Annotated in this window: 18 protein-coding genes; 10 read left to right on the forward strand and 8 right to left on the reverse strand. The window is 67.6% G+C overall.

The genetic code is table 11. The features are described 5' to 3' along the window. Positions 1-29 precede the first annotated feature (29 nt). The gene (locus CNE_RS12815; RefSeq protein ID WP_013957536.1) at positions 30-887 is read left to right on the forward strand and encodes a sulfurtransferase; all 858 of its coding nucleotides are present in this window, start codon (positions 30-32) and stop codon (positions 885-887) included. 2 nt (positions 888-889) lie between these two features. Here CNE_RS12815 and CNE_RS12820 read toward each other — a convergent pair whose 3' ends face one another. From CNE_RS12820 to polA, 4 genes are all read right to left on the reverse strand, one after another. Then, complete coding sequence (locus tag CNE_RS12820; RefSeq protein ID WP_011615804.1) at positions 890-1780, reverse strand: ZIP family metal transporter; 891 nt, start codon at positions 1778-1780, stop codon at positions 890-892. Positions 1781-1901: 121 nt separating this feature from the next. Then, complete coding sequence (locus CNE_RS12825; RefSeq protein ID WP_013957537.1) at positions 1902-2780, reverse strand: dienelactone hydrolase family protein; 879 nt, start codon at positions 2778-2780, stop codon at positions 1902-1904. A gap of 158 nt (positions 2781-2938) precedes the next feature. Then, complete coding sequence (locus tag CNE_RS12830; protein ID WP_013957538.1) at positions 2939-4264, reverse strand: NAD(P)/FAD-dependent oxidoreductase; 1326 nt, start codon at positions 4262-4264, stop codon at positions 2939-2941. A gap of 157 nt (positions 4265-4421) precedes the next feature. After that, entirely contained in the window at positions 4422-7238 is a 2817-nt protein-coding gene (polA, locus tag CNE_RS12835; RefSeq protein ID WP_013957539.1) for a DNA polymerase I, read from the reverse strand. A gap of 4 nt (positions 7239-7242) precedes the next feature. Here polA and CNE_RS12840 point away from each other — a divergent pair, with 4 nt between their 5' ends. The 4 genes from CNE_RS12840 (at position 7243) to CNE_RS12855 (ending at position 10784) form a co-directional block, all read left to right on the forward strand. Next, a complete protein-coding gene (locus CNE_RS12840) occupies positions 7243-8190 on the forward strand; it encodes an LOG family protein (RefSeq protein ID WP_228772368.1) in 948 nt (315 codons plus the stop codon). Between the two features lie 220 nt (positions 8191-8410). Continuing rightward, complete coding sequence (locus CNE_RS12845) at positions 8411-8845, forward strand: membrane protein (RefSeq protein WP_013957541.1); 435 nt, start codon at positions 8411-8413, stop codon at positions 8843-8845. Between the two features lie 131 nt (positions 8846-8976). Then, positions 8977-9972, forward strand: coding sequence for a homoserine kinase (locus CNE_RS12850; RefSeq protein WP_013957542.1), 996 nt, complete (start codon positions 8977-8979; stop codon positions 9970-9972). Positions 9973-9977: 5 nt separating this feature from the next. Beyond that, complete coding sequence (locus CNE_RS12855) at positions 9978-10784, forward strand: BPSS1780 family membrane protein (RefSeq protein ID WP_013957543.1); 807 nt, start codon at positions 9978-9980, stop codon at positions 10782-10784. 78 nt (positions 10785-10862) lie between these two features. Here the strand turns inward: CNE_RS12855 and CNE_RS12860 are convergent, their stop codons facing one another. Next, positions 10863-11621, reverse strand: coding sequence for an IclR family transcriptional regulator (locus CNE_RS12860; protein ID WP_013957544.1), 759 nt, complete (start codon positions 11619-11621; stop codon positions 10863-10865). 207 nt (positions 11622-11828) lie between these two features. Between CNE_RS12860 and sauS the strand changes: the two genes are divergently transcribed. The 3 genes from sauS (at position 11829) to CNE_RS12875 (ending at position 16344) form a co-directional block, all read left to right on the forward strand. Further along, positions 11829-13310 carry an acylating sulfoacetaldehyde dehydrogenase gene (gene sauS, locus CNE_RS12865; protein ID WP_013957545.1) on the forward strand — a complete coding sequence of 494 codons (1482 nt, stop codon included), beginning with the start codon at positions 11829-11831 and terminating at the stop codon, positions 13308-13310. Then, on the forward strand, positions 13307-14836 hold the full coding sequence (locus tag CNE_RS12870) for an acyl--CoA ligase (RefSeq protein WP_013957546.1): 1530 nt from the start codon (positions 13307-13309) through the stop codon (positions 14834-14836). The genes sauS and CNE_RS12870 overlap by 4 nt, the downstream gene beginning before the upstream one ends. 215 nt (positions 14837-15051) lie before the next feature. Then, entirely contained in the window at positions 15052-16344 is a 1293-nt protein-coding gene (locus CNE_RS12875; protein WP_013957547.1) for an MFS transporter, read from the forward strand. Positions 16345-16387: 43 nt separating this feature from the next. On the opposite strand, the gene CNE_RS12880 is transcribed toward CNE_RS12875, so the two are convergent. Beyond that, positions 16388-18736: a UvrD-helicase domain-containing protein gene (locus CNE_RS12880; RefSeq protein WP_013957548.1), complete on the reverse strand. Its 2349-nt coding sequence runs from the start codon at positions 18734-18736 to the stop codon at positions 16388-16390. Positions 18737-18955: 219 nt separating this feature from the next. On the opposite strand from CNE_RS12880, the gene CNE_RS12885 reads away from it, so the two are divergent. Further along, a complete protein-coding gene (locus CNE_RS12885) occupies positions 18956-21823 on the forward strand; it encodes a valine--tRNA ligase (protein ID WP_013957549.1) in 2868 nt (955 codons plus the stop codon). Positions 21824-21952: 129 nt separating this feature from the next. Beyond that, entirely contained in the window at positions 21953-22843 is an 891-nt protein-coding gene (gene galU / locus CNE_RS12890; RefSeq protein WP_013957550.1) for a UTP--glucose-1-phosphate uridylyltransferase GalU, read from the forward strand. An 88-nt stretch (positions 22844-22931) separates the two neighbouring features. On the opposite strand, the gene CNE_RS12895 is transcribed toward galU, so the two are convergent. Then, entirely contained in the window at positions 22932-23159 is a 228-nt protein-coding gene (locus CNE_RS12895) for a sulfurtransferase TusA family protein (protein ID WP_010813669.1), read from the reverse strand. Between the two features lie 50 nt (positions 23160-23209). Then, the gene (locus CNE_RS12900) at positions 23210-23794 is read right to left on the reverse strand and encodes an NUDIX domain-containing protein (protein WP_013957551.1); all 585 of its coding nucleotides are present in this window, start codon (positions 23792-23794) and stop codon (positions 23210-23212) included. Positions 23795-23820: the final 26 nt, after the last annotated feature.

Here is a 23820-nt window from a genome sequence, read left to right on the forward strand (position 1 = left end):
CCATTTCCATCGATCGCAACAGGATTCCCATGCAGAAACCGCTGATTTCCGTCACCGCACTGCAATCGCTGCTGGCCACGCCCGACGGCTGCGTCGTGATCGACTGCAGCTTCGATCTGGCCGACCCGGCGGCCGGCCGCGAGGCCTATCGTACCGGCCACCTGCCCGACGCCTTCTACCTGCACCTGGACAACGAGCTGTCCGGCCCCAAGACCGGCAGCAACGGCCGCCACCCCCTGCCCGACGCCGACGACCTGGCGGCGCGCCTGCAGGCGCTGGGCGTGGACAACGACACCCCGGTAGTGGCCTACGATGCGCAGGGCGGCATGTTCGCCGCGCGGCTGTGGTGGCTGCTGCGCTGGCTCGGCCACGATGCCGTGGCCGTGCTCGACGGCGGCAAGGACGCCTGGGTCAAGGCCGGCCTGCCGCTGGAACACGATGCCGCGCAAGAGCCGGAGTTCCCCGGCAAGTTCCAACGCCGCAAGTCGCTGGTGCCGACCGTCGACGCCGCCGCGCTGGTGGACAACCTCGAACGCGCCACGCTGCTGGTGGTGGATGCGCGCGCCCCCGACCGCTTCCGCGGCGAGAACGAGACGCTGGACCCGGTTGGCGGCCATATCCCCGGCGCAGTCAATCGCTTCTTCAAAGACAACCTGGGGACGGACGGCCGCTTCAAGCCAGCCGAGACCCTGCGCGCGGAATTCGGCGCAGTGCTGGGCGCGCGCGCGCCGGCGCAGGCAGTGATGCAGTGCGGCTCGGGCGTCACGGCCTGCCACAACCTGCTGGCGCTGGAAGCGGCCGGCCTGGGCGGCGCGGCGCTGTATCCGGGATCATGGAGCGAATGGTGCGCCGACCCGGCGCGCCCGGTCGCTACCGGGGCCGCCTGAGATCAGCGTGACGAGGCAATGGGCGCGGCGGGCGCGATATGGCCGTGCCCGCCGTGGCTGTGACTCTCGTGCACGCCGTTGGTGATGAAGACGATCGCCGAGATGCCCGCAGCCACCAGCACCACCTGGATCGCCGACTCGCGCCAGCGCGGCTTGCGCTGCATCTGGGGCATCAGGTCGCTGACCGCGATATAGAGGAAGCTGCTGGCGGCAATCACCAGCACGTACGGGATCCAGCCGCTCAGCTGGTCGAGCAGGAAATACCCGACCACACCGCCGGCGATGGCCGCCAGGCTCGACAGCAGGTTGAAGGCGAAGGCACGCGCCTTGGAGAAACCGGCGTTGAGCAGCACGATGAAGTCGCCCACTTCCTGCGGGATCTCGTGCGCCGCGATCGCCAGCGCGGTGACCACGCCGATATGCGGATCGGCCAGGAAGGCCGCCGCGATCACGATGCCGTCGGCAAAATTGTGGAAGGTGTCGCCGACCAGGATGGTCAGGCCGCTGCGGCCCGCTTCCTCGCGGTCATGGCCGTGATGGTGGTGGTGCCCGTCGCCCTCGTGGTGGTGCGAGTGGCGCAGCAGCGAGATCTTTTCCAGCAGGAAGAAACCCAGCAGCCCCGCCAGCAGCGTGCCGAACAGCGCGCGCGGGTCGGCGCCGGACTCGAATGCCTCGGGCAGCGAATGCAGCAGCGCGGTGGCCAGCAGCACGCCCACCGAAAAGCTCACCATGCGCTCGACCACGCGGGACGCCACGGTCAGCGACAGCAGCGCCGCCCCGAAGATGCTGCCCACCCCCGAGATCGTGGCGGCGAGCAGGATATACAAAAGCGTCGAATGGATGATGGGCTCCCGGGGTGGCGGTACCGGGCGGCCCCGCCGTTCCGCCCGCATCGCGCCGGGCGGCTAACGCAACAATGTTGCAATAACTCAAAGGCCGCATTGTACGTATCCGCCGGGACTTTGCAATCCTGCTGTCGGGCGAGAGGCGCCTCGCGGCGCCCGGACGGCCGGTTCAGGCCACGCCGTGCTGCCTGAACCAGTCCAGGCACTTCTGCCAGCCATCCCTGGCGTCGGCTTCACGGTAGCTGGGCCGGTAGTCGGCATGGAAGGCATGGCCGGATTCGGGGTAGACGATAAAGCGCGAGGCCTTGGCGTCCGGGTCGGACGACGCCGCCAGCGCGGACTTCATCCGCTCCACTTGCTCCAGCGGGATGCCGGTGTCCTTGCCGCCATACAGGCCGAGTACCGGGGCATGGAGCTGGCCGACCAGGTCAATGGGATTCTTCGGCTTGAGCGGGGTCGGCTCGGGCGCCAGCTGGCCATACCAGGCCACGCCGGCCTTCAGGCGCTTGCTGTGCGCGGCATAGAGCCAGGTCATGCGCCCGCCCCAGCAGAAGCCGGTGATGGCGAGGCGCGACACATCGCCGCCGTTGGCACCGGCCCAGGCCACCGCGGCGTCCAGGTCGCCCATCACCTGCGCATCAGGCACCTTGGCGATCACCTCGCGCTGCAACTCCTGGATGGTGCCGAAGCTCTGCGGATCGCCCTGGCGCGCGAACAGTTCCGGCCCGATCGCCAGGTAGCCCAGCTTGGCAAAGCGCCGGCACACGTCGGCGATATGCTCGTGCACGCCGAAGATCTCGCTGACCACCAGCACCACCGGCAGGTTCTTCTTGCCTTCGGGCTGGGCGCGGTAGGCCGGCATGCTGAAGCCGCCTGAGGGGATGGTGACCTCGCCGGCGCTCAGGCCGGCAAAGTCGGTCTTGATGGCCTGCTGGGCCATCACCGGCAGCGCGGCCGCCGCAAAGGCGGAACCCAGCGCCGTCTTGACAAACCCGCGGCGGTCGAACGTCTGGCCGGGGACGAGGCTATCCACTTCCGGTTTGAGCATGCGTGTCTCCAGGATCGTTGGTGGCTGGGCCGGGATGCGGCGCCAGCGCCAGATTTTAAGCAGACATGGAGAAAACATGGGGCGGCTTTGCAGCCACCCCCGCACGCCAGCCGCCCGCGCGGCATGGTGCAGCGCGGAAAGCCCCGCCCGGGCGCGCGTCAGTGCAGCTTGACGCGCGGGCTGGTCTTGCGGCGCAGCCAGTGCGAGATGGTATCCAGTGCCATGCCCACGGCGCCGTGCAGCGCCATCACATGCATCCGGTAGAGCGACGTGTACATGACGCGCGCCATCAGCCCTTCGATGAACATCGAGCCGCCGATCAGCCCGCCCATCAGGCTGCCCACCGCGCTGAAATGCCCCAGCGACACCAGCGAGCCGAGGTCCTGGAATGCGAACGATGGCAGCGGGCGCCCGTCCAGCCGGGCACGCAGCGCGTTGTAGAGGAAGGTGGCCTGCTGGTGCGCGGCCTGTGCGCGCGGCGGCACCGCGGTCTGCTTCTCGGGCCACGGGCAGCTGGCGCAGTCGCCGAAGGCGAAGATGTCCGGGTCGCCCTCGCTCTGCAGCGTCGGGCCGACCACGATCTGGCCCTGGCGGCTGACCGGCAGTCCCAGCGTGGCCAGCACCGGCGGCGCGGTGATGCCCGCCGCCCACACCGTCAGGTCGGCATCGATATGCTTGCCGCTGGCGGTCAGCACCGCCTGCGGCGTGACCTCGGTCACGCGCTCGCTGGTCAGGACATTGACGTCGAGCTTCTTCAGCAGCTTGGCGGTCTCGACCGAGACCCGCTCGGACAGCGCCGGCAGGATGCGCGGGCCGGCCTCGATCACGTGGATATGCACATCGCGGCGCGGGTCAAGCTGGTGCAGGCCGTAGGCGCTGAGCACGTGCGCGGTGTTGCGCAGCTCGGCCGACAGCTCCACGCCGGTGGCGCCCGCGCCGATGATGGCCACGTCCACGCGCGGCCGGCCGTCCTCGCCCACGCGCCCGCGCCCGTTCTGGGCCCGCACGCAGGCCGCGATCAGCCGCTTGCGGAAGCGCTCGGCCTGCGCCACGACGTCCAGTGCGATGGCATTCTCGGCCGCGCCGGGCACGCCGAAGAAATGCGTGACGCAGCCGATCGCCAGCACCAGCGTGTCATAGGGCAGCTCGCGCGCCGGCAGCAGTTCGGCGCCGTCCTCGTCGAAGCTGGCCGACACCGAGATGGTCTTGCGGGTGCGGTCGATGCCGGTCAGCTCGCCCAGCTGGAACTCGAAGTGATGCCAGCGCGCCTGCGCCGCGTATTCCAGCTGGTGCGTGTTGGGGTCCATGCTGCCGGCTGCCACTTCATGCAGCAGCGGCTTCCAGATGTGGGTGGGCAGGCGGTCCACCAGCACCACCTGCGCCTGCCCCTTGCGGCCGAGCTTGTCGCCCAGCTTCGTTACCAGTTCCAGCCCCCCTGCTCCCCCACCGACGACAACAATGCGGGGCGTCCTTGTTTCTGTCATGGTCTACCTGATGCGTTTTTGCGAATTCTTGCCTGAGGCGTTTACCACAGTCTGCTGCATTGCAGCATACCTGGCAAGCCGGTAAGCCTGACTCAGCAGTCGCTTCATTCGATACCACAACGCATGGGCGGCGCAGGCTGGCTGACAGGCCGCCTCATCAGTGCGCTTCTTCCCAGTTGGCGCCGCTGCCCACTTCGGCCACCAGCGGCACGCGCAGCTGCGCCACCGAGCACATCAGCTCCGGCAGCCGCACCTTGACCAGCTCCAGTTCGTGCTCCGGCACCTCCAGCACCAGTTCATCGTGCACCTGCATGATCTGTCGCGTCTGCAGCCCGTCGCGCTCCAGCCAGTCCTGCACCGCGATCATCGACAGCTTGATCAGGTCGGCAGCGGTGCCTTGCATCGGCGCGTTGATGGCGGCGCGCTCGGCGGCCTGGCGGCGCGGGCCGCTGCCGCCGTTGATGTCGGGCAGCCACAGCCGGCGCCCGAACACGGTCTCGACATAGCCTTGCTCGCGCGCGGTCTGCCGGGTCTCTTCCATGTAGTGGGCCACGCCGGGATAGCGCATGAAATAACGGTCGATATAGTGCTTGGCGGCCTCGCGCTCGATGCCCAGGTTGCCGGCCAGGCCGAACGCGCTCATGCCGTAGATCAGGCCGAAGTTGATCACCTTGGCGTAGCGGCGCTGCTCGCTGCTGACGGCCTCGCGCTCCACGCCGAAGATCTCGCCGGCGGTGGCGCGGTGGATGTCCTCGCCGTTGGCAAACGCGCGCAGCAGGTTCTCGTCGCCCGAGATATGGGCCATGATGCGCAGTTCGATCTGGGAATAGTCGGCCGAGACGATCACGCTGCCCGGCTCGGCGATAAAGGCTTCGCGGATGCGGCGGCCTTCCTCGGTGCGCACCGGGATGTTCTGCAGGTTGGGCTCGGTCGACGCCAGCCGGCCGGTCACCGCGGTGGCCTGGCCGTAGCTGGTGTGCACACGGCCGGTCTGCGGGTTGACCATCTTCGGCAGCTTGTCGGTATAGGTGGACTTGAGCTTGGCCAGGCCGCGGTAGTCCAGCAGCAGCTTGGGCAGCGGGTAGTCCTCGGCCAGCTTCTGCAAGACCTCTTCGTCGGTCGAGGGCGCGCCGCTGGCGGTCTTCTTCACCACCGGCAGCTTCATCTGGCTGAACAGGATCTCGCCGATCTGCTTGGGCGAGCCCAGGTTGAACGGCTGGCCCGCAGCTTCGTACGCGGACTGCTCCAGCGCCAGCATGCGCTGGCCCAGCTCGGCGCTCTGCGCGGCCAGGCGTTTGGCATCGATCAGCACGCCGTTGCGCTCGACCTTCTGCAGCACCACCGAGACCGGCATCTCGATCTCTTCATACACGCGGCGCAGGCCCGCCGCGGCTTCCACCTGCGGGAACATCTTGCGGTGCAGGCGCAGCGTCACGTCAGCGTCTTCGGCGGCGTATTCGGTGGCGCGCGCCAGGTCGATCTGGTCGAAGCCGATCTGGCTGGCGCCCTTGCCGCACACCTCTTCATAGGTGATGGTCTTCAGGCTCAGCAGGCGCTCGGCCAGGCTGTCCATGCCATGGTTGCGGTGCGAGGCCAGCACGTAGCTCTGCAGCATGGTGTCATGCGCCACGCCGCGCAGCTTCACGCCATGGTTGGCAAAGACATGGACGTCGTACTTGAGGTTCTGGCCCAGCTTCGGGCGGCTGGCATCTTCCAGCCATGCGCGCATGCGCTCCAGCACGAACTCGCGCGACAGCTGACCGTGGTCGGGCAGCCCGGCCACCTCCGGGCCACGGTGCGCCACCGGGATATAGCAGGCCTCGCCCGCCACGACCGACAGCGAGATGCCGACCAGCTGCGCCTGCATCGGGTCCAGCGAGGTGGTCTCGGTGTCGATCGCCACCAGCGGCGCGGCCTCGATGCGCCGCATCCAGTCTTCCAGCTGGGCTTCGGTGCTGACCGTCTGGTAGCGGATCTCGGTCGGCGCGGCCTCATCCGCTGCCGGTGCCTCGGCTTCACCGGCCGTGGCCGGCGCATCGAACAGGCCGCCTTGCGCGGGGGCGGCGGCCGCGCGGGCGCGGGCCTGGGCGCGGGCATCGGGCAGGCTTTCACCGGTCGCTTCGCGCAGCCAGGTCTTGAAGCCGTAGCGCGAGAAAAACGCCACCAGCTTGTCCTTGTCCTCGCCGATTTCGCGCAGCGCGTGGAAGTCCGCCACCGCGGCGGAGAGGTCGCAGTCGGTCTTGACCGTGACCAGCTGGCGCGCCATCGGCAGCCAGTCCAGCGTATTGCGCAGGTTCTCGCCCACCACGCCCTTGATGCCGGGAGCGGCGGCCATCACGCCGTCGAGCGAGCCATGCTCGGCGAGCCATTTGACCGCGGTCTTGGGGCCCACCTTGGGCACGCCCGGCACGTTGTCCACCGCATCACCGATCAGCGACAGGTAGTCGATGATGCGCTCGGGCGGCACGCCGAACTTGGCCACCACGCCAGGGGGATCGAGCACCTCGCCGCTCATGGTGTTGACCAGCGTGACCTGGTCGTTGACCAGCTGCGCCAGGTCCTTGTCGCCGGTGGACACCACCGTGCGCACGCCCTGCTCCGTGGCCTGGCGCGACAGCGTGCCGATCACGTCGTCGGCCTCCACGCCGTCCACCACCACGATCGGCCAGCCCATGGCGCGCACGGCCTCATGGATCGGCTCGATCTGGCGCGCCAGGTCTTCCGGCATCGACGGGCGATGTTCCTTGTAGGCCGGATACATGTCGTCGCGGAAGGTCTTGCCCTTTGCGTCGAACACGCAGGCGCTATACTCTGCCGGGTAGTCGTTGCGCAACTTGCGCAGCATGTTGATCATGCCGTAGATTGCCCCTGTGGGCAGACCCTCCCCATTCCTCAGGTCCGGCAGAGCGTGATAAGCGCGATACAGATAGCTCGATCCGTCGACGAGCAAGAGTGTTTTTGGACTATCCGACATTCCCATGGACTCAAAATTGACTGGTGCCGCTGCAGGCGGTGCCTCGACCGCCCCCCTTGCTGACCCGGATGTTTCCGACATTTCCGGCGATACCGTGCAACCCCCGCCGGAGGCTGCTTCCGAGCACGCCGCGGCCATCGCCGCGGCGGCCGATGCTGCTGCCGCGGGCCATCCGCCCGAAGTTGCTGCTGAAAAGGCCGCTGCTGCGGCCGCGCGCGCCAATCCGCGCAAGATGATCCCCAGCCTGCGTGCGCTGGCCGACGAAGACCGCGCTACCGCAAAGAAGGCGCGCGCCTCGTGGCAAATGTTCACGATTATGGCAGAGTTCATCGAGGCCACCGAGTACCTCTCCGAGATCCGCCCGGCCGTGTCGATCTACGGCAGCGCGCGCCTGCGCGAGGATTCGCCGTACTACCAGCGCACCATCGAGATCGCCCGGCTGTTTTCGGACGCCGGCTTTGCCGTGATCTCGGGCGGCGGCCCGGGCATCATGGAAGCGGCCAACAAGGGCGCGCACGCCGGCAAGTCCGCCAGCGTCGGCCTGAACATCGAACTGCCGCACGAGCAGCAGGGCAATCCGTACCAGGACATTGCCATGCGCTTTCGCCACTTCTTCACGCGCAAGGTCACCTTCGTCAAGAATTCGGACGCCTTCATCGTGATGCCGGGCGGCTTCGGCACGCTCGACGAACTGGCCGAGGTGCTGACGCTGGTGCAGACCGGCAAGTCGCGCTCGGTGCCGGTGGTCATGTTCGGCAGCCGCTTCTGGAAGGGCCTGCTGGACTGGTTCCGCTTCACGCTGCTGCCGATGGGCCTGATCGCCGAGCACGACCTGGACCTGATGAAGATCGTCGACGAGCCGCACGAAGTGCTGGAAGCGGTCTACGACTACTACGAGCAGCGCGGCGGCGACAAGCCGATCCCGCCCAAGGAAGAGATGTTCTACCTGTAAGGCATGGGACGCCAGGCGCGCGGCGCCAAGCCACGTACCCGGCACCCGGCGCCCGTTGCGCAGGTGCCCCCCGGGGCACGGCGGCGGCCTGCGCACGGCAGGAATTGCTAGAATGGAACCTGTCCGTCTGCCAAGCCCGGCGCCGCCGGGTTGCAGTCCAACCGCCGCATGCCGCGGCGCTGCGCGCAAGCTGCGCCGCAGCCCCGCACAGGAGCACCTGATGACCTCCCCCTCCACCGCCCGCTCGGTCCGGCCCACGCGGTCTTCCGCCGTGGCCGGCGAGCCTGAATCGCCTGCCAGGCGGTCCGTGTCCAGCCTCGCCGCCGTGGCGGCGGCCGCGCTGGCGCTGGCTTCCGGCTGGGCCGTCGCGCAGGAAAGCAATGCGCTGACGCAGCAGGAACTGAACCAGATCAACAACCAGCCGATCGCCCCGGCGGCCAAGTCGCAACTGAACCAGCCGCGCCAGCCGAGCTTCCAGCTCAATGAACGCGATGGCACCCAGGTGCGCGAGTACCGCGACAAGGGACGGGCCACCGATATCCAGGTCAAATCGGGTTTCGGCACCAAGTACGAGATGAGCAAGCCGGAAGACAGCTCGCCCAAGATCCGCGAGCACGATGTCAACCGCGTGCCTTCGGTCAACCTGAAGTTCTGACCTCGCTTGCCCACGGCCTGGCGTAAGCCCCAGGCCGCGCCGGCCCTCCGGCAGTGTCATGCCGCGGCGGCGGCCCGGACTTTGTCCGAAACTGGTGCCCGCCGCTTTCCGATTCGCTTCACACAACGAGTATGGCCGTATTCACCACGGTCTCGCAGGACGAGATCGCCCACTGGCTGCTGGATTTCAACCTTGGCGAAGTGCGCGAGCTGCGCGGCATCGCCTCGGGCATCGAGAACAGCAATTTCTTCCTCACCATGGAGCACGATGGCCAGACGCGCCAGTACGTGCTGACCATTTTCGAGCGGCTCACGTTCGCGCAGCTGCCCTACTACCTGCACCTGATGGCGCACCTGGCCGAGCGCGGCATCCGCGTGCCCGCGCCGATCCCGGCGCGCGACGGCGAGATCCTGCGCCCGCTCAAGGGCAAGCCTGCCACCATCGTCACGCGCCTGCCCGGGGCGTCGCAGCTGGCGCCCGACGCGCAGCACTGCGCTGAAGTGGGCGACATGCTGGCACGCATGCACCTGGCCGGCCAGGACTATGCGCGCCAGCAGCCCAACCTGCGCAGCCTGCCCTGGTGGCAACAGACCGAGCCTGAGATCCTGCCCTTCCTGGATGCCGGCCAGCGCGGGCTGCTGCAGCAGGAGATCGCCCACCAGGCTGCCTTCTTCGCCAGCGCGGACTACGCCGGCCTGGGCGCAGGCCCGTGCCACTGCGACCTGTTCCGCGACAACGCGCTGTTCGAGGAAGACGGCAGCGGACGCCACCGCCTGGGCGGCTTTTTCGACTTCTACTTCGCCGGCAACGACAAGTGGCTGTTCGATGTGGCGGTCACCGTCAACGACTGGTGCATCGACCTGGCCAGCGGCGAACTCGACCCCGCGCGCACGCAGGCCCTGCTGCGGGCTTATCATGCCGTGAGGCCGCTGACCGCCACCGAGGCCGCGCACTGGCAGGACATGCTGCGCGCGGGTGCGCTGCGCTTCTGGGTGTCGCGACTGTGGGACTTCTACCTGCCGCGCGAGGCCGACATGCTGCAACCGCACGACCCAACCCATTTCGAACGCATCCTGCGCCGTCGCATCGGCGCGGACCCTGCAAGCGCCCCGCTCCCCTGGATCTGATCCGTATGCAACTACTGGAAGTCCCTGCCAAGGAAGGTTACACCTGGTTCCGCCAGGGCATCTGGCTGTTCCGCAAGAACCCGCTGACCTTCCTGATGCTGCTGTTCGTCTACCTGATCGCCGCGCAGCTGGCCATCGTGGTGCCGCTGATCGGCATCATCGCGCTGCTGGTGGTCACCCCCGGCCTGTCGGTCGGCGTGATGACCGCATGCCGCGACGTGATCCAGAACAAGCGGGTGATGCCCACCGTGCTGCTGGCGGGTTTCCGCGCCAACGGCAAGGAAGCCACGCGCAACCTGCTGGTACTGGGCGGCATCTACGCCGGGCTGGTGTTCGTGCTGGGGCTGATCGCCGGCTCGGTGGTCGACATGAGCGCGCTGGTGCCGATCGTGCTGAAGGAAGAAGCGCCGACCGCCGAAGCGGTGCGCCAGCTCTACTACGCCATGCTGATCGGCGCGCTGCTGTACACGCCGATCGCGATGATGTTCTGGTTCGCGCCGCTGCTGGCGGCCTGGCACGGCGTGTCGCCGGTCAAGGCGCTGTTCTTCAGCTGGACCGCGTGCTGGCGCAACCGCGGCGCGTTCTTCACCTACGCGGTGCTGTTCGCGATGCTGCTGGTGGCGATCCCGTTCTTCCTGGAGGCGGTGTTCAGCGCCTTCGGCGCGGAGACGGTGCTGTCGTTCCTGGTCACGCCGTATTCGCTGCTGATGCTGGCGATCCTGTACTGCTCGTTCTATGCGACGTACCGGGGCTGCTTCAACGTGACGCCGCCGGGGGTGGACCCGGCCGCGCCGGCAGCGCCGGGCGCCTGAACAGGCAAAAAAACCGGCAGCGTGCCGGTTTTTTTGCCTCAATCGATCAAGGCCCGCGCTTGCCTCTCGCGTCACGGGCTATTCGCAGAACGTCTTCACCATCTCGTCCGCTGCCAGGCGCAGGTCCGGCACGAATCCCATCAGCTGGTCCATCGTCATGCGCGCCATTGGCACCTGCACGGCAATCGCCGCGCAGGCGCGGGTCCGGTTGCGCATCACCGGCACCGCGACCGCGATCATGCCTTCCAGGTTTTCCTGATTGTTGACCCCTAGGCGCCGCTGCCGCGTCTCGGCCAGTTCCGCGTGCAAGGCCTCGGCATTGGTGATGGTGTGCGCCGAGTGCGCGCGCAGCGGCAGGCTGGCAACCAGGCGCTGGCGCTGCGCGCTCGGCAGGAACGCCAGCAGCAGCTTGCCGCTGGCGGTGCAGTGCAGCGGCACCCGCGAGCCCGGCTGCAGGTGCATGCGCAGCGGCCATTGCGTTTCCACGCGGTCCAGGTAGACCACGTCGTCACCGGACAGCATGGTCAGGTTGCAGGTCTCACCAATCTTGTCGACCAGTTGCTGCAGGATCGCATGGCGCGCCGCCGCCGGACCTGCCTGCATCAGCACATTGACGGCCAGCTGCCGCACGCGCGATGAGCACTCGTAGTGGCGGTTGCCAGCCGTGCGCGACACCAGCCACGTGCTTTCCAGCTGCTTGAGGATGCGGTGGACGGTCTGCTTCGGCAACTCGATCGCCTGCACGATGGCCGCCAGCGACAGGGGTCCGTCGGCCGCGGACAGGATCTCGAGAATGCGGAAGGCGCGCACCGCGGCGGCATTCGAGTGATTGCTCATGGATCAAATTTAAAGGATTCCGGGACGCATGGCCGTCCCGAAAACTGAATTCTGGATCGCACCCCGGCTGCGCGCTCGCGAAAGCGCACAAATTGGGACGGCCTGTCTGCCCCGCTTCACTAGATTCGATCCAGGGCCGCCGATGGTGCCGCGAAGTGCACGACAAAGCGCGGTGGCCCTAACTGTCCAAACCGCGGAGTCGAATCCATGAGTGTGCAAATACTGCATCGCCGGCAGTCCAACAATTCCGATTTGCCCTTACCGACGGCATCCCTGCCCGCGCAGCCAGCGCAAGCCGCGGCCGAAGCCGTCGCTGCGGTCGTGGCCCGGGCCAGGCAGGCGCAGCGCGAGTTCGCGCGTGCCGACCAGGCCACCGTCGACACGGCAGTCGCCGCTGCGGCGTGGGCCATCATGGAGCCCGCGCGCAACCGCCAGCTGGCCGAGCGTGCCGTCGCCGACACCGGCCTGGGCAATGTCGACGACAAGATCCGCAAGAACCACCGCAAGACGCTGGGCCTGCTGCGCGACCTGCATGGCCGCAAGACGGTAGGCGTGATCGCACAGGATGCGGCAGCCGGCATTACCGAGATCGCGCGGCCCGTGGGCGTGGTGGCGGCCATCACCCCGTCGACCAATCCCGCGGCCACGCCGGCCAACAAGATCATCAACGCGCTCAAGTGCGGCAACAGCGTGATCGTGGCGCCGTCGCCGAAGGGGCAGGACACCTGCGCGCTGCTGCTGTCGTTCATCCACGCCGAGTTTGCCCGCGCCGGCCTGCCCGCCGACCTGGTCCAGATGCTGCCCGCGCCGGTCTCGAAGGCCGCGACGGCAGAGCTCATGCGGCAGGCTGACCTGGTGGTCGCGACCGGCTCGCAGGCCAACGTGCGCATGGCCTACACCTGCGGCACGCCGGCTTTCGGCGTGGGCGCCGGCAATGTGGCATCGATCATCGACGCCAGCGCCGCGCTGGATGACGCGGCCGCCAAGGTGGTGCGCTCCAAGACCTTCGACAACGCCACCAGTTGCTCGTCGGAGAACAGCCTGGTCGTGCTCGACGCCGTCTACACGCCCATGCTCGACGCCCTGGCGGCGGTCGACGGCGTGCTGCTCACGGCTTCGGAGAAAGCGCGGCTGCAGGCGCTGATGTGGCGCGACGGCAAGCTCGCCGGCACCTTCACGGGACAGAGCGCGGCCCGCATTGCCGAACTCGCCGGGCTGGAACGCGTGCGCGCGCTGCAGCCCGCGATGCTGCTGGTGGAAGAAGCCGGCGTCGGCAGCGACTACCCCTTCTCCGGCGAAAAGCTCTCGCCCGTGCTGACGCTCTACCGCGCCGCCGACTTCGCGGCGGCGGTCGAGCGCGTGGCGAGCCTGTACGCCTATATGGGCGCCGGGCATTCGGTCAGCCTGCATTCGTCCAACCCGCGTCATGCGCTGCAGCTCGGGCAGGAACTGCCGGTGGCGCGCGTGATCGTGAACCAGGCGCATTGCTTCGCCACCGGCGGGAATTTCGACAACGGCCTGCCGTTCTCGCTGTCGATGGGCTGCGGCACCTGGGGCGGCAACAACTTCTCGGACAACCTCGGCTGGCGCCAATTCCTGAACATCACCCGCATCGCCGTGCCCATCGCCGAGCACGTGCCCGATGAATCGGACCTTCTGGGCGATTACTTCGCGAGGGTCGGCAAATGAACGCGCGCACGGAACCCGAAGTGTTCGACACGCTTGCCGCGCTGATGGCCGTGCGTGCCGCGCAGTGGCCCGACAAGCCCTACCTGTTGTCCCCGGACAGTGGCCATGCGCTCACGTTCGGCGCGCTGGCGGCCGACGCCGGCATGCTCGGCCGCCGCTATGCGGCAGCCGGCCTGGGCAGCGGGCAGACGGTGTCGGTGTACCTGCCCAACGGCGAGCAGACCGCGCGGCTCCTGCTCGGCACCATGGCTAGCGGGCTGGTCGTCAACCCGATCAACCTGCTGTGCCAGCCAGCGCAGCTGCGCTACATCCTTGCGCATTCGGATACCCGGCTGGTCTTCACCTGGCCCGACGGAGAAGCCGCCATCCGCGAGGCCCTGCGCGAGACCGGGCTGGACGTGCCGGTGATCGTCACCGCGCCCGACGCCAACAGCCTGCCGGCACTGCCCGCCACGCATGACGCTGCGTCGCCACTGCCCCCACCCCAGCCGGACGCGCCCGCGCTGCTCATGTACACGTCCGGCACCACCGGCACGCCCAAAGGCGTGCTGCTGACGCAGCGCAACCTGATGGCCAATGGCGCCAACGTCAGCCGCGAGCACTGCCTCGGGCCGGCCGACCGGGTGCTGGCGACGCTGCCGCTGTACCACATCAATGGCCTGGTCGTGACCGCGATCGCGCCGCTGGTGCATAGCGGCTCGGTGGTGATGCCGATGCGATTTTCCGCCGGCGCGTTCTGGCAGGACAGCGCGCGCCACGGCTGCACCTGGCTGAACGTGGTGCCGACCATCATCGCCTACCTGCTGAACGATCCGCACGGCCAGGCCCCGGCCGGCGTGCGCTTCTGCCGCTCGGCCTCGGCGGCGCTGCCGCCCGAGCATCACCGCGCCTTCGAGGCGCGCTTCGGCATCGGCGTGATCGAGACCATGGGCATGACCGAGACTGCCGCACCGGCGTTCAGCAATCCGCTCGACCCGGGCCGGCGGCGCATCGGCAGCATCGGCCAGCCTTCTGGCACGCGCGCACGCGTGCTCGGTCGCGACGGCAAGCCGGTGCCTGACGGACGGGTCGGCGAGATCGTGCTGCAGGGCGAGAGCGTGATGGCGGGCTACTACAAGGCGCCGGACATCACGCGCGAGGCCTTTACGCACGACGGCTGGCTGCGCACGGGCGACCTCGGCTACCGCGACGCCGATGGCTATTTCTACATCACCGGGCGCGCCAAGGAACTGATCATCAAGGGCGGCGAGAACATCGCCCCGCGCGAGATCGACGAGGCGCTGCTGCGCCATCCGGCCGTGCTCGAAGCCGCGGCGGTCGGCGTGCCGGACCCGGCCTACGGGCAGGAGATCGTCGCCTACGTGGTCATGCGCGAGGCCGCGCACTGCGACGACGCAGCGCTGCGCGCGCATTGCCTGCGCGAGCTGGGCCGCTACAAGACGCCGAAGGAGTTCCGCTTTATCGCCGAGCTGCCGCGCGGCCCGTCCGGCAAGGTGCAGCGGCTGAAGCTGCTCGACCACGTCTGAACCTTCCCTCCCTTTCCACAACCCTAGCCAAGGAGCCTGCCCGACCAGAATCCACCAGACCAGGAGACACGACTCAAGACTGCAGACAGATTGCTCAAGGACGGGGCAGCGCGGCCGGCGCCGCGCCCCGGCCGCGCCGCAAGCGCATGGCTACGGACCGTGCGCCGGCCGCCGCCCCGTCAACACCACGCGCGCGCCGCGCATAGGAGGTGGTTATGAAGCAACGCATCAAGACCCGGCACATGATCCTGGGCGTCATGTGCCTGATGTATTTCATCGCCTATATCGACCGCGTCAACATCTCGGTCGCCGCCCCCCTGATCCGCGAGGAAATGGGGCTGACCACATCGCAGCTGGGGCTGGTGTTCTCGGCCTTTGCCTACCCCTATGCCGCCATGCAGATCCTCGGCGGCTGGATGGCCGACAAGTTCGGGCCCAAGAAGGTGCTGATCGTGCTGTCGTTGATCTGGGGCGTGGCCACCGTGCTGACCGGCTTCGCGGGCAGCGTGCTGATGCTGGTGGTGTTGCGCTTCGTGCTGGGAATCGGCGAAGGCGGTGCATTCCCGACCGCGACGCGCGCCTTCACCTACTGGATGCCGGTGGCGGAGCGCGGTTTCGCGCAGGGCATCACCCACAGCTTCGCGCGGCTGGGCGGTGCGATCACGCCGCCGATCGTGCTGGTCATCGTGGCCGCCGCCGGCTGGCGCGAAGCCTTCATCGTGCTGGGCGCGGTCAGCCTCGGCTGGACCTTGCTGTACGCCTTCTTTTTCAAGGATTCGCCCGACAAACACCGCCGCGTGACGGCGCAGGAGCTGCAGGAAATCGGCTACCGGCGCGGCGATAGCCAGCAGGCAGCCAAGGTGGCCACGCCGTGGCGGCGCCTGTTCCGGCGCATGTGGCTGGTGACCTTCGTCGACTTCTGCTACGGCTGGTCGCTGTGGGTCTACCTGACGTGGTTGCCCTCGTACCTGAAGGAGGCGCGCGGCTTCGACCTGAAGCAGCTGGCCTTGTTCACGGCATTGCCACTGATGGCGGGCGTGGTCGGCGACACGCTCGGCGGCGTGCTGTCGGACCGCATCTACCGGCGCACCGGCAACCTGCGCCTGGCGCGCGGTTCGATCCTGTTCGTGGGGCTGGCCGGCTCGCTGATGTTCATCGTGCCGATGACCTCTACGGGCGATGCCGTCAACGCCGTGATCCTGCTGTCGCTGTCGTTCTTCTTCCTGGAGCTGACCAACGCGGTGCTGTGGAGCCTGCCGCTGGACATCGCCGGCAAGTACGCCGGCACCGCGGGCGGCATGATGAACACCGGCTTCGGCGTAGCCGGCATGGTGTCGCCGGTGGTATTCGGCTACCTGATCGAGCGGACCGGCAGCTATGACCTGCCGTTCATGATCTCGGCGGCGCTGCTCGGGGTTGGCGCGCTGGCCTCGCTGTTCATCAATCCGCTGCTGACGGTGGACAGCCCCGACGAAAAGGCTGGCGAGGTCCGCCACGCCCTGCCCTGAGCCGCCCGGGGCGCGGCATGGCGCGCAGCGAAGCCGGACCCGCTCAGTCGATCGTGTCCAGCTTCGCCACCGACAGCGCCAGCCACTTGGCGCCGTTGCGCTTGAAGTTGATATTGGCGCGTGCGTCCGTGCCTTCGCCTTCCAGCGCGGTGATCACGCCTTCGCCAAACTTGTTGTGGAACACCGACTGCCCCACCCGGAAGCCGGTGCCGGCCTCGCGCTTGGCATCGGCATAGCCGTTGCCGTTGTCCATGCCGCCGGTGGGGCGCGTGCCGGTATAGGGCACGTCCTCGGGCTTGCGGAACCAGTCGCGGCCCCAGGCGCTGTCGCGCTCCTGGCGGCGCACGCCGCCGTAGCCCTGCGCCGGCGGCGTCAGCCACTTGAGCGAGGCCTCGGGCAGTTCCTCGAAGAAGCGTGAGCGCACGTGGTAGCGGGTCTGGCCGTGCAGCATGCGGCTTTGCGCGAACGACATGTAGAGCCGCTTGCGCGCACGCGTGATCGCCACGTACATCAGGCGGCGCTCTTCTTCCACGCCGTCCGGGTCCATCATGCTGTTCTCGTGCGGGAACAGGCCCTCTTCCATCCCGGTGATGAAGACCACGTCGAATTCCAGCCCCTTGGCCGCGTGCACGGTCATCATCTGCACCGCGTCCTGGCCGGCCTGGGCCTGGTTGTCGCCGGCTTCCAGCGAGGCATGGGTCAGGAACGCGACCAGCGGCGTCATCACCACCGGCAGCGCTTCCGGATCCAGCACCTGCTGGGCCTGGTCGCCGTCGGCCAGTGCCGGGGCGGCGGGGCTGCGGTCAACCGGAATCACCGCGGCCAGCGCTTCCAGGCCGTAGCCTTCCTCGACCACGAAGGCCTGCGCGGCGGTCACCAGTTCCTGCAAGTTCTCGATGCGGTCCTGGCCTTCCTTCTCGCCCTGGTAGTGGGTGATCAGGCCGCTGTGGTTGATCACGTACTCGACGGTCTCGGCCAACGTCATGCGGCGGGTATCGTCGCGCATCTTCTCGACCAGGCGCGTAAAGGCCGCCAGCTTGCTGCCGGCCGCGCCGGGCACGTAGGCCACCGCCTCGGCCAGCGCGCAGTCGTACTGGCGCGCCATGTCCTGCAGCACTTCCAGCGAGCGCGCGCCGATGCCGCGCGCCGGGAAGTTGACCACGCGGCCAAAGGCGGCATCGTTGCGCGGATTCTCCAGCAGCTGCATGTAGGCCAGCGCGTGCTTGATTTCGGCGCGCTCAAAGAAGCGCAGGCCGCCATAGACGCGGTACGCGATGCCGGCCGAGAACAGCGCATGCTCGATCACGCGCGACTGCGCGTTGCTTCGGTACAGGATGGCGATCTCGGCGCGGCTGGCGCCCTGCGCGATCTGGTCGCGGATCTCCTCGATGATCCAGGCGGCTTCCTGGCCGTCAGAGCCGCCCTGGAACACCCGCACCGGCTCGCCATGGCCGGCGTCGGTGCGCAGGTTCTTGCCCAGGCGGCGCGCGTTGTGCGAGATCAGGTGGTTGGCCGAATCCAGGATATGCCCGTGCGAGCGGTAGTTCTGCTCCAGCTTGATCAGCCGGCGCACGCGGAACTCGTGCTCGAAGTCGCGCATATTGCCGACGTTGGCGCCGCGGAACGCATAGATGCTCTGGTCGTCGTCGCCGACGGCAAAGACTGCGGCCGGGTTCTGCGTGCCGTAGCCGGCCAGCAGCTTGAGCCACTGGTACTGCAGCACGTTGGTGTCCTGGAACTCGTCGACCAGCACGTGGCGGAAGCGGTGCTGGTAGTGCTGGCGGATGGCGTCGTTGTAGCGCAGCAGCTCGTAGCAGCGCAGCAGCAGCTCGGCAAAGTCGACCACGCCCTCGCGCTGGCACTGCAGGTCGTAGGCCGCATAGAGGTCGACAAAGCGCTTGTTGAAGTCGTCGTTGGCCTCGACGTCGGCCGGGCGCAGGCCCTGCTCCTTGGCATTGTTGATGAAGTACTGCAGGTTCTTGGCCGGGTACTTCTCATCGTCGACGTTGAGCGACTTGAGCAGCCGCTTGAGCGCCGAAAGCTGGTCCTGGCTGTCCAGGATGGCAAAGGTCTGGGGCAGGCCGGCGTCGCGGAAATGCGCGCGCAGCATGCGGTTGCACAGGCCGTGGAAGGTGCCGATCCACATGCCGCGGGTGTTGATCGGCAGCATCGACGACAGCCGCGTCTGCATTTCCTTGGCGGCCTTGTTGGTAAAGGTCACCGCCAGGATGCCCGCCGGTGAGACCCGGCCGTTCTGGATCAGCCAGGCGATGCGCGTGGTCAGCACGCGGGTCTTGCCGCTGCCCGCGCCCGCCAGGATCAGCGCCGGCTCGTCAGGCAGGGTGACGGCGGCTAGTTGTTCGGCGTTCAGGTTGGCAAGCAGGTCGGACATCGGATGAGCCTTGTGGATTGACGGCAATTATACCGGCGGGCCCTGTCGCGCAAGTCACATCCGGCGGGGCCGGATGGCCAGGAAATAGGCACCAGCCTGCCACCCCCGTATAATTTAACGTTTTACTGGCGCAATGCCGGCCGCCGACGGCCGCCGCCGCGCCAGGCGCAGGCCGAAGCACCCTGCGACGACCCCCGACGCCAATATCCACATCCCAGCATGACCGCCCAAGACCAGTCCCTCGCCAAAAGCTTCGAACCCGCCGCCATCGAGGCGAAATGGGGCCCCGAGTGGGAGAAGCGCGGCATCGCCCAGCCGACCTTCGACCCTGCCCGCCCGGACTTTGCGATCCAGCTGCCGCCGCCCAATGTGACCGGCACGCTGCATATGGGCCACGCGTTCAACCAGACCATCATGGACGGCCTGGCGCGCCATGCGCGCATGAGCGGCGCCAATACGCTGTGGGTGCCGGGCACCGACCACGCCGGCATCGCCACCCAGATCGTGGTGGAGCGCCAGCTCGAGTCGCAGGGCGTGTCGCGCCATGAGCTGGGCCGCGAGAAATTCACCGAGAAGGTCTGGGCCTGGAAGGAAGAGTCGGGCTCGACCATCACCCGCCAGGTGCGGCGCATGGGCGCTTCGATCGACTGGAGCCGCGAGTACTTCACGATGTCGCCCGAGATGTCGAAGGCGGTCACCGAAGCCTTCGTGCGCCTGCACGAACAGGGCCTGATCTACCGCGGCAAGCGCCTGGTCAACTGGGACCCGGTGCTGGGCACCGCGGTGTCGGACCTGGAGGTCGACAGCGTCGAGGAAGAAGGCTCGCTGTGGCATATCCACTATCCGCTGGTCGAGGCTGACACCAAGGGTGGCCTGACCCACCTGACCGTGGCCACCACCCGCCCCGAAACCATGCTGGGCGACGTGGCCGTGATGGTCCACCCGGAAGACGAGCGCTATGCGCACCTGATCGGCAAGTTCGTGCATCTGCCGCTGACCGAGCGCCAGATCCCGGTGATTGCCGACGAATACGTCGACCGCGAGTTCGGCACCGGCGTGGTCAAGGTGACCCCGGGCCATGACTTCAACGACTATGCGGTGGGCCAGCGCCACAACCTGCCGCAGCTTTCGATCCTGACGCTGGACGCGAAGATCGTTGCCGACGCCCCCGCCGCCTACGCCGGCCTGGACCGCTTCGACGCGCGCAAGGCCATCGTCGAGGACCTGGACAAGCGCGGCCTGCTGGCCGAGGTCAAGAAGCACAAGCTGATGACCCCGCGCAGCGAGCGCACCGGCAGCGCGATCGAGCCGATGCTGACCGACCAGTGGTTCGTCGCCATGAGCAAGCCGGCGCCGGAAGGCACCTTCTACCCGGGCCGCTCGATCGCCGAGGTGGCGCTGGAAGCCGTGCAGAGCGGCGAGATCAAGCTGGTGCCGGAAAACTGGATCAGCACCTACAACCAGTGGCTGGGAAATATCCAGGACTGGTGCATCTCGCGCCAGCTGTGGTGGGGCCACCAGATCCCGGCGTGGTACGACGATGCCGGCAACTGCTTTGTCGGCCGCACCGAAGACGAAGCGCTGGCCAAGGCAAGGGCCGCCGGCAGCACCGGCAGCCTGCGCCGCGAGGAAGACGTGCTCGACACCTGGTTCTCGTCGGCGCTGGTGCCGTTCTCCTCGCTGGGCTGGCCGGGAGAAACGCCCGAGATGCATCACTTCCTGCCGTCGTCGGTGCTGGTGACCGGCTACGACATCATCTTCTTCTGGGTGGCGCGCATGGTCATGATGACCAAGCACTTCATCGGCAAGGTGCCCTTCCATACCGTCTACGTGCACGGCCTGGTGCGCGATTCGGAAGGCAAGAAGATGAGCAAGTCCGAGGGCAACACGCTGGACCCGGTGGACCTGATCGACGGCATCGACCTCGACACGCTGCTGCAGAAGCGCACCACCGGCCTGCGCCGCCCCAAGGACGCGCCCAAGATCGAGAAGAAGACGAAAAAGGAATTCCCCGAGGGCATTCCCGCCTTCGGCGCCGACGCGCTGCGCTTCACCTTCGCGTCGCTGGCCACGCTGGGCCGCAACGTCAACTTCGATACCGGCCGCTGCGAGGGCTACCGCAACTTCTGCAACAAGCTGTGGAACGCGACCCGCTTCGTGCTGATGAACACCGAGGGCCATGACTGCGGCATGGGCCCGTGCAACCACGACTGCGGCCCGGACGGCTATCTGGATTTCTCGCAGGCCGACCGCTGGATCGTGTCGCTGCTGCAGCGCGTGGAAGCCGAGGTCGAGAAGGGCTTTGCCGAATACCGCTTCGACAATATCGCCAACGCGATCTACAAGTTCGTCTGGGACGAATACTGCGACTGGTACCTGGAGCTGGCCAAGGTGCAGATCCAGAACGGCACCGAGGCCCAGCAGCGCGCCACGCGGCGCACGCTGCTGCGCGTGCTCGAGACCGTGCTGCGCCTGGCGCATCCGATCATCCCGTTCATCACCGAAGAGCTGTGGCAGAAGGTGGCCCCGCTGGCCGGCCGCGCCAAGGGTGATGGCTCCGAAACCATTGCGCTGCAGCCCTACCCGCTGCCGGCGGTCGCCAAGATCGACGAGCAAGCCGAGCAATGGGTTGCGCGCCTGAAGGAAGTGATCGATGCCTGCCGCAACCTGCGCGGCGAGATGAACATCTCGCCGGCCCAGCGCATCCCGCTCTACGCCGAGGGCGACAGCGCCTTCCTGAAGGCGGCTAGCGCACATATCCAGGCACTGGCGAAACTTTCCGAGGTGCGCGTCTTCGAAGATGAAGCTGCCCTGCAGGCTGAAGGCGCCGGCGCGCCGGTCGCCATTGCCGGGGGCAACCACCTGCTGCTGAAGATCGAGATCGATGCCGCCGCCGAGCGCGTGCGCCTGTCGAAGGAAGTCGAGCGAATCGGTGGCGAAATCGGCAAGTGCCGCGCCAAGCTGTCCAACGAGAGCTTTGTCGCCAAGGCACCGCCTGCCGTGGTGGCGCAAGAGACGCAGCGCCTGGCTGATTTCGAGCAGACGCTGGCCAAGCTGCAGGGCCAGCTGCAGCGGCTGCCGGCCTGACGGCACGGCGGCCGCATTCACGCCCCTGCCTGCCGGGGGTTCTGTCCGGCTTCGTCAGACAGAACCGGACAGACGGCGCCCGCAATGGCTGGCAGGGTTATGGACTGGAATCTGAGAGGTACACCTGATATGGAAAATCGCGTCACCAAGGCTGTGTTCCCGGTTGCGGGCCTGGGCACTCGCTTCCTGCCGGCCACCAAGGCCAGCCCCAAGGAAATGCTTCCGGTGGTGGACAAGCCGCTGATCCAGTACGCCGTGGAAGAAGCCATGGCCGCCGGCATTACCGAGATGATCTTTGTCACCGGCCGCTCCAAGCGCGCCATCGAGGACCATTTCGACAAGGCCTACGAGCTGGAAGTGGAGCTTGAGGCCAAGAACAAGCAGGCGCTGCTGGACGTGGTGCGCTCGATCAAGCCCGCCAACGTGGAGTGCTTCTACGTGCGCCAGCCCGAAGCGCTGGGCCTGGGCCATGCGGTGCTGTGCGCGGCCAAGCTGGTCGGCGACACCCCGTTCGCGGTGATGCTGGCCGATGACCTGATCGACGGCAACCCGCCGGTGATGAAGCAGATGGTGGATACCTTCAACCACTACAACTGCTCGGTGCTGGGCGTCGAGGAGATCACGCCGGAGCAAAGCCGCTCCTACGGCGTGATCGACGGCCGCGAGTGGGATGCGGACGTGATCAAGGTCTCGGGCATCATCGAGAAGCCGGCACCGGAAGATGCCCCGTCCAACCTGGGCGTGGTTGGCCGCTACATCCTGACCCCGCGCATCTTCGAACACCTGCGTGACCTGAAGCCGGGCGCCGGCGGCGAGCTGCAGCTGACCGACGCGATCCAGTCGCTGCTGGGTCAGGAGCAGGTGCTGGCCTACCGCTACCAGGGCCGCCGCTATGACTGCGGCAGCAAGCTGGGCTACTTGAAGGCGACCGTTGAATTTGCCTTGAAGCACCCGGAAGTCGGGGCTGACTTCAGCGCCTACCTGGAATCGCGCGAGCACCTGACCGGCATCGGCAGCTGATCGCGCTGGCCCTGCAAACAAGGAAAAAGCCGCTTTCGAGCGGCTTTTTCCTTGTGCAGTCCCGCCAGGTGCGGGAGCCGTATGCCGGTCAGCGGCGGCGCATGTAGAACACAAACACCTTGTCCACTTCCGAGTGCGACAGCAGCTCATTGCCGGTCTGCTTGGCAAAGGCCTGGAAATCGCGCGTGGCGCCGGGATCGGTGGCCAGCACCTTGAGCACGTCGCCGCTGGCCATGTCGGCCAGGGCCTTCTTGGTGCGCAGGATCGGCAGCGGGCAGTTCAGGCCGCGCGCATCCACTTCTTTCTGGAACTCCATTCGTCTCTTCCTTCGATTCTGGGGGCTGGGCGGCTGGCCGGAGGCCAGCCTCACCACCGGTATTGTAGCGAACCCCCGACCAGGCTGAAGTCGTGCGGGCGGCGCGGGTCGGGAATGTCGGCGCCGGTCTGGCGGTCGAAGAAGCGCACCGGATAGCCGCGCGCGGCCAGCCAGTCGGCCACCGCGAAGCCGGTGCCGGCCGACCAGACGCGCACATCCTCCGGCGCCACCAGCTTGTAGTCGGCCAGTTCCTCGGACAGCGCCACGGTGCCGGTCGCCTTGACGTGGTAGGCGATGATCAGCTCGTTCTTGCGCATGAACTCGTAGACGCCGATCAGCGACACCGACTCGGTATCGAGGTTGGTCTCTTCCTTCAGTTCGCGCGCCACGCCCAGCTCGGGCGGCTCGTCGCGCTCCAGGAAGCCCGTCACCAGCGCGAACATGGTCTCCGGCCAGGCGGCATTGCGCGCCAGCAGCAGCTTGTCCTGATACTCCACCACCGCCGCCAGCACCGGCAGCGGGTTGTTCCAGTGCACAAAGCCACAGTCCTGCTGCACGCAGGCGTGGCGTTCGCGCCCGGACAGCGGCAGCACCTCCAGCGGCGCGCCGCACTGCGGGCAGAATCGGTATTGCATTTGGGGGCTCCTGAAGGGGTCTCGTC

The sequence above is a fragment of the Cupriavidus necator N-1 genome, assembly GCF_000219215.1.
Classification (GTDB): Bacteria; Pseudomonadota; Gammaproteobacteria; order Burkholderiales; family Burkholderiaceae; genus Cupriavidus; species Cupriavidus necator.